This is a genomic window from Staphylococcus sp. HMSC072B07 (assembly GCF_001815505.1).
Classification (GTDB): Bacteria; Bacillota; Bacilli; order Staphylococcales; family Staphylococcaceae; genus Staphylococcus; species Staphylococcus simulans.
This window is the reverse complement of record NZ_KV820929.1, coordinates 22376-29096: the sequence shown is the minus strand read 5'-3', so window position 1 is coordinate 29096 and position 6721 is coordinate 22376. Positions and strand designations below refer to the sequence as shown.

6 protein-coding genes and 1 pseudogene are annotated in these 6721 nt (G+C 31.9%); 5 read left to right on the top strand and 2 right to left on the bottom strand.

The window, feature by feature from the left end:
- Positions 1 to 167: 167 nt before the first annotated feature.
- Positions 168 to 691, top strand: a pseudogene (locus HMPREF3031_RS13300) (transposase); the annotation flags it as partial.
- A gap of 224 nt (positions 692 to 915) precedes the next feature.
- On the opposite strand, the gene HMPREF3031_RS09600 reads toward HMPREF3031_RS13300, so the two are convergent.
- Both HMPREF3031_RS09600 and HMPREF3031_RS09595 read right to left on the bottom strand, forming a co-directional pair.
- Positions 916 to 1488, bottom strand: coding sequence for an ADP-ribosyltransferase (locus HMPREF3031_RS09600; RefSeq protein ID WP_000489177.1), 573 nt, complete (start codon positions 1486 to 1488; stop codon positions 916 to 918).
- A gap of 52 nt (positions 1489 to 1540) precedes the next feature.
- Positions 1541 to 2590 (bottom strand): hypothetical protein, encoded by a 1050-nt coding sequence (locus tag HMPREF3031_RS09595; protein ID WP_000613217.1) that lies wholly within the window; start codon positions 2588 to 2590, stop codon positions 1541 to 1543.
- A gap of 136 nt (positions 2591 to 2726) precedes the next feature.
- On the opposite strand from HMPREF3031_RS09595, the gene ssb reads away from it, so the two are divergent.
- From ssb to ccrA, 4 genes are all read left to right on the top strand, one after another.
- A complete protein-coding gene (gene ssb, locus HMPREF3031_RS09590) occupies positions 2727 to 3011 on the top strand; it encodes a cassette chromosome ssDNA-binding protein (protein WP_000659554.1) in 285 nt (94 codons plus the stop codon).
- Complete coding sequence (gene cch1, locus HMPREF3031_RS09585; protein WP_000181743.1) at positions 3011 to 4798, top strand: cassette chromosome replicative helicase; 1788 nt, start codon at positions 3011 to 3013, stop codon at positions 4796 to 4798. The genes ssb and cch1 overlap by 1 nt, the downstream gene beginning before the upstream one ends.
- An 89-nt stretch (positions 4799 to 4887) precedes the next feature.
- Positions 4888 to 5163 (top strand): hypothetical protein, encoded by a 276-nt coding sequence (locus HMPREF3031_RS09580; RefSeq protein ID WP_001791132.1) that lies wholly within the window; start codon positions 4888 to 4890, stop codon positions 5161 to 5163.
- 192 nt (positions 5164 to 5355) lie between these two features.
- On the top strand, positions 5356 to 6702 hold the full coding sequence (gene ccrA / locus HMPREF3031_RS09575; protein ID WP_000816499.1) for a cassette chromosome recombinase CcrA: 1347 nt from the start codon (positions 5356 to 5358) through the stop codon (positions 6700 to 6702).
- Positions 6703 to 6721 lie beyond the last annotated feature (19 nt).

The following is a 6721-nucleotide window of genomic DNA, read 5'->3' as shown; positions in this document are numbered from 1 at the left end:
AATTATACTATAAATTCAACTTTGCAACAGAACCATCTTATAGATGATCAAGCCATTTTTATTGATGATACGAAAGTTGAGGCAAATGCCAATCGATATACATTTGTATGGAAAAATAGTATTCAAAACCTGAGTCAAGGATGAATAAAGACTCTAAAGCATTCTATCATTTTAATCGAATGCCACTCATAACTTATGAAATGTTTATAAAAGATAAAACTAAAAAATATAAAAGTGACATTTCTTAATACTCAAAATGGGGATTATGACGAAATTAACGATGAATTCACTTGTCCGAATAATAAAAGACTAGGATTTAAAAGATATGCCTATAGCCATGATAAATATAGTTTTTAAACGAGACTTTAAATTATATGAATGTGATGATTGTTCAGAATGTCCTCTGAAACACCAATGTATAAAGTATAAACTTCAAATCAAAAACAAAAACCATCTACAGTCAAAAAAAGTTGATGTGGAGCCTGTTTTTTGGATTTATTAAGGCCATTTTGGATTTCACTCGAATGTCCGTTCGAGGAATAAAAAAGACAAAAGAGAACTAGAATTTGTGCTGATGGCACTTAATATAAGAAATGTAACAGCTCAACGATCTGAAAATAATCAAAAAAATTATAAAAAAGACAATTTTTATATTACTTCAATAGAAATTGTCTTTTTTCACTTATCCTAGAACTTTATGTCCCAAACTCTTAACTTTCTTCAATACATTTTTGCCTTAACATCATTGCCAAAAAAGTTCAAACTTTTAATTGTTAATATATCATTATAATATTCATTTTTTTAGTTTTATTTGTGGTACGCTTCTGCTTATCAGTTGATGATGCGGTTTTTAAGTAATAAGTTCATTAAAAAAATAATTGGCTTATTATGAACAACTAACAGAATTGATTCCAATTATACTACTTCACAATTTATATAGTAATCTTCAATAGATATGATTTTTAATTTTAAATTATTAACTACAATCACCTCATAATAATGGCTTTCTTCGCCTGTTAAATTACCTACATAGAAAGCTGGTGTTCCTTTTTTTACTTTTACCCGTAATTTGTAACCTTCTTCTCTTGATTCGTACCCTTTTATTAATGAAGTGTGTAAAATTCCAAGTTCAAACAAATCTACTCCATTTAAGTTTTTAGCATTTTTCTCCATTAATTTGTATATCCGAGGACTAACCGTTCTATAAGTAGTTATATCCTCTTTTACTTTATATTTATCAAATACCTCTAGAATTTCTTTGTGATCATTAGTACCACTTCTTAAATCTTCATTTATTTTTTCCCCACTACTAGCTAATATATATTCTTCAGTTGGTTGGCCGTTTCTACGTGTTTCAGTCTCATATTCAAGTACTCTATCTACATAACTATGTATATTTTCATGGGATAAATTACTATTGTCCCACTTTTCACCGACACGGCAAAAATAGCCTTTTTGTTTTAAATACCATTTTTTTAATCTAAACACAACTTAAAACCTCTCTAATTAATTATTATCTATAAATATTGTCCGTCGAATACTATTTCTTTAAAGAATCTACAGCTTTAAAAAACATTGATACGTTGTACTCAATATTGTTATGCTTTGTTTTTTTTCTAGGATAGTAGTAATTCTTATAATAATCAATTTTAGCTTCTAACATATTCTGTTCAATAGACAAAGTCGCGATTGATAATTCTTCTTTCAACGCATTTCCAAATCTTTCAATCTGTTCTTTTACATATCTGTACTTTTTAATGGATTCCTCTATCAGTTTAATTCTTTTTTGATTATCTGATTCTTTTTCGCATTCATCCACAATACGCCTAATAATATATAACCTAACAGTCGGTAATCTTATATCTATAAGTAAAATAATGACATATGATTGAATAAATGCGTTCAATCCTTCTTCAAATTCATGGCCAGTTTTCTTTTGTCCTTTAAATGCCTTCAAATATAATTCTATTAAATAAAATAATTCATTTAAAAAAGCCCATGCATATTCCTTTTCTAAAGCAACATAACTAATTAATTGATTAGTAAGATTATAATACTGAATCTCATTATGTAAATATTCCCAATGCTTCTCCATCTTTGTATATGATATTTTTCCTCCTAACCGTACATACTCATTTTCTTTTTTGGATCGATTATAGAGAATATTTGGCTTTGTAACCAATCTTTTTTGCGTCTTGTTTATATCTGCTAATGCTTTTGAGGTAATAGATGGGTCATAACTCAAATGTTCATCTACTTTCTTTATCGCAAGTAGTGATTTTAATTGTTCTTCATTTATAAATGGTTTAAGTTTAAATTCATTGTTTTGACTATTGATATACGTCATAGTATTTAAATTTCTATAAATTTTATTCATACTTCTAAATTCTGAGTCATCTAACAAATAATCAAAATTAGGGTTAAAGTGTTTTTGTATAAATGAAACTCTATGCATCTTTTGGTGTTCATTTAAATCGCTTAAACTTCTTAATAACAATAAGTCTTCATAAACCTCACCTGATATATCAAACTTTAGACAATCTACTAAACTGCCATACTTGTCAATAATTTCTTCTATCGTAGGTATCATATATACCCCCCTCCCTATTTTTTGTTCCGCGTCTAATTAAAATGCTTCATTTATGCTTATTATAGCAATCAACCATTGAGGTGTTAAGCATCTACAGTATTGATTGACTAATAAGACTTATTTGGAGGAACTTATGATGAAAGAAAAAGAATTTTATACACTAAAACGTGCTGTTACAAGCATCGCATTTAATTTACCTGTAGGCACCATGTTTATGTATCACGATTTGAATGTGAGGGCTAATGTTTTGTGCTCGACTGAAATTCAACAAGATGTTGGTCGTTGGTTTGCACATTTTGTAAAATATACACCTAACCTTCCATTCATTGTAGTTGGAAAAAAAGGTTCATCTTTGCTCTACCTTAAAACTGCACCAAATCCGATGAATCATCAAAATAACTGGAAAGGTGGTAACAACTAATGACTAACATCATCTTTAGTGAATATCCATACTGGCTTACTGAAGATTCATGGTATGAAGTTATACCACCGAAAGGTAAAAATGATCAGCAAAAGTCCATACGCTTATCTAGTCCAATTTTAATTAAAAACAAGTTTCTTGACCCCAAATCTGGGGTTGAGAAACTAGTTATTTCCAACGGACAAAATATTGAACGTATTGAAACATCAGATATTTTAACATCGCAAAAGTTACCTTCACTAATCATGTATGGCTTCAGCATCAATGAGAAGTACATTAAATCATTAAGCAATGCACTACAATTAATGCGCCAATCACTGCCTCTGTCATCGTTGTATACGGGTGTCGGTGTGTTAAATACTGATAAAGGTGTCGTCATTTCATTAGATGAACCATATCTTTCAAAAGAAATTACACAGTCGCAGGCGGATGAAATCATTTGTGAAACACAGTACGATCTACAACCTAAAGGCACTTTTGAAGACTGGTGGCAAATGTATCTTGATGAAGTAAAAGGAAACTTGTTACTCGAACTTGCTGTAGTGTTTGGTATTTCTTCATTAGTAACTGCGTTTTTAAAAACAAAACATGAGGTTGAATTCGCAGGTACGATTTTCTCATTTACGGGAAATTCAAGCACGGGTAAATCAACTGCAGCGGCTTTAGGAGTCTCAATAACCGGCAACCCTACTAAAGGTAGTAATACGCTGTTTAGATCATGGAATGGCACTAGAAACGCGCTTGAAGGATATCTAAGTAACAACTATGGTGTACCTATTGTATTGGACGAACTGTCATCTGCAACCTTTAAAGATACAACTGGTTTGCTCTATTCAATTGCCGAAGGTCAAGGAAGACAACGTTCTAATATACACGGAGAAGTCAAGTCACTAAAAAACTGGGGAACCTCAGTAATTAGTACTGCCGAACACAGTATTTTCAATAATAGTGCACGTAATGATGGTTTGAATGTACGTACCATTGAAATATCTGAAGCTTTTACAACTAACGCTGACAACGCAGATACTATTAAAAAAGCAACATCAGCTAATTATGGTCATATCATGCCATTAGTAGCTGAATATCTACTCAATCGTGAACAAGAAGTCATTAAATGGTTCCAAAATGAGCACCTAAGGTTCAAAACTCAACTAGAAAAGGAAACCAGCAATACAGGAATTCGGATGTTCAAACGCTATGCAACCATTACAACATCAGCACGTATATTGGAACGTGTCATTGCCACACCTGTTGATTTGAATGCTGTAAGGGACTATCTTATTAACTATCATTTAGATTCTGTTAGTGAGCGAAGCCTAGCTGATAAAGCAATTGAAGTCATTGTCCAATTTGTAGCACAAAATCGTGGTAAGTTTTCTGACGACACTAGGTTATCAACGCTTATTGAAAATTATGGAATGATTTCACTTGAAGATGATCATATCCAGGTGAAAATGATTGCCTCGGTTTTTAAAAATATGTTAAAAGAACATAATTTCCAAGATACAAATAATGTCATTGATGCACTGAGGGATAAAGATTACATCCAGTCAGACGCCAATCGTAAAACAACAAAACGTAGTGTCAAAGACAAAGAAGGCAAACCAAAAACCATCGTATTTTATCATCTTAAGCTTGATAAATCATACGCTCCTATTTTTGGTCTATCTGAAAAAAGTAAATTCAATATACCCTTATCATTTATCTCTGAACACCAACATCCAATACTACGAGACATGATTTCAAAAGCAAGAGAATGGGATAAAAACGGTGATATTGACTTTTAAAGCTTAAAATATGTTATTAAATAAATTTGCTACAACACCTATTTAAAGGTGTTGTAGCACAAATATTAAATCAATGGAGGAATTGTACTATGAATACAGTAGCACTAGCTCACGAAATTGAAGATGAAAGATTTGAATACTTAGAAAGCACACCCCTAGATACTGTGAAGGAATGCTGTAAACAAGAAGGTCGTCAAATAAGTAACACTTACACTGAGGAGTACAAGTTAATAAATGACATTTTGGAGAAAGTAATCAAACCTACGTCCATTGTTGCATATGGAGAATATGAAGATTACATTCATTTAAAAAAATTTGCTCAAAGAAGAATATCGAATTCGTTACTACTTTTGAGATGCAACTAAAGAATTGTTGTTAATACTATGAATAATGAGGTGATATACATGGACGAATTAATCATACTATTAGCCGATCTGGTTATTGAAGAAATCAATCACGCTGATGACTAATAATACCGCCCAACACCCGACTGGTGTTGGGCTTATCTATAATTTCGTTCATAAATATATATTATCTCTTTGAAAGGAGGAAATACTATGAAACGAGCCATTGGTTATTTGCGCCAAAGTACAACGAAACAACAATCACTCCCAGCTCAAAAGCAAGCAATAGAATTATTAGCTCCAAAGCACAATATTCAAAATATCCAATACATTAGTGATAAGCAATCAGGCAGAACAGATAATCGAACAGGCTATCAACAAGTCACCGAACGCATCCAACAAAGACAATGTGACGTATTATGTTGTTATCGCTTGAATCGACTTCATCGCAACTTGAAAAATGCATTAAAACTCATGAAACTCTGTCAAAAATATCATGTTCATATTCTAAGTGTTCATGATGGCTATTTTGATATGGATAAAGCGTTTGATCGCCTAAAACTCAATATATTCATGAGTCTGGCTGAACTTGAATCCGATAATATTGGAGAACAAGTCAAAAATGGACTTAGAGAAAAGGCAAAACAAGGTAAACTCATAACGACCCATGCGCCTTTCGGTTATCACTATCAAAATGGTACTTTCATCATTAATAATGATGAATCACCTACCGTCAAAGCTGTATTCAATTATTATCTTCAAGGATATGGCTACAAGAAGATTGCACAATATTTAGAAGACGATAATAAACTTATTACCCGCAAGCCTTATCAGGTACGAAATATAATTATGAACCCAAATTATTGTGGTCGTGTCATCAATCAATATGGTCAATATAACAATATGGTACCACCTATTGTTTCGGCAACGAAATATGAACATGCTCAAGCAATCCGTAATAAGAAGCAACTTCACTGTATACCTTCAGAGAATCAGCTGAAACAAAAGATCAAATGTCCTTGTTGTGACTCAACACTGACAAATATGACAATAAGAAAAAAACATACATTGCGATATTATATTTGTCCTAAAAATATGAATGAATCTCGCTTTGTCTGTTCATTCAAAGGAATAAATGCACAAAAATTAGAAGTTCAAGTCTTAGCTACATGTCAGAACTTCTTTCAAAACCAACAGCTCTATTCAAAAATTAATAATGCAATTCATCAACGCCTCAAAAAACAAAGAGTGATAGAAGCTAAAAGTACGCTAACTCAAGAACAACTGATAGATAAACTTGCCAAAGGTATGATTGATGCTGAATCATTCAGAAAACAGACTCATTTGATGAATCAAAAGCACAAAACCATATCCTCCATAAGTGATAATCAGTTACAAACATCACTACAAAAGGTTATACAGAAAAGTTTCACGTTAAACATGCTGCATCCCTATATTGATGAAATTCGCATTACAAAAAATAAAGCCCTTGTTGGGATCTATTTCAAAAATGAACCATTGAACATTGTGAACCAAACCTCGCAATCATCGATTGCTTAATCAGAAAGGATGAAAAAAT

Coding starts and splice junctions, on each gene's coding strand:
- HMPREF3031_RS09580 (WP_001791132.1), top strand. CDS start 4,888: ATGAATACAGTAGCACTAGCTCACGAAATTGAAGATGAAAGATTTGAA.
- cch1 (WP_000181743.1), top strand. CDS start 3,011: ATGACTAACATCATCTTTAGTGAATATCCATACTGGCTTACTGAAGAT.
- ssb (WP_000659554.1), top strand. CDS start 2,727: ATGAAAGAAAAAGAATTTTATACACTAAAACGTGCTGTTACAAGCATC.
- HMPREF3031_RS09595 (WP_000613217.1), bottom strand. CDS start 2,590: ATGATACCTACGATAGAAGAAATTATTGACAAGTATGGCAGTTTAGTA.
- ccrA (WP_000816499.1), top strand. CDS start 5,356: ATGAAACGAGCCATTGGTTATTTGCGCCAAAGTACAACGAAACAACAA.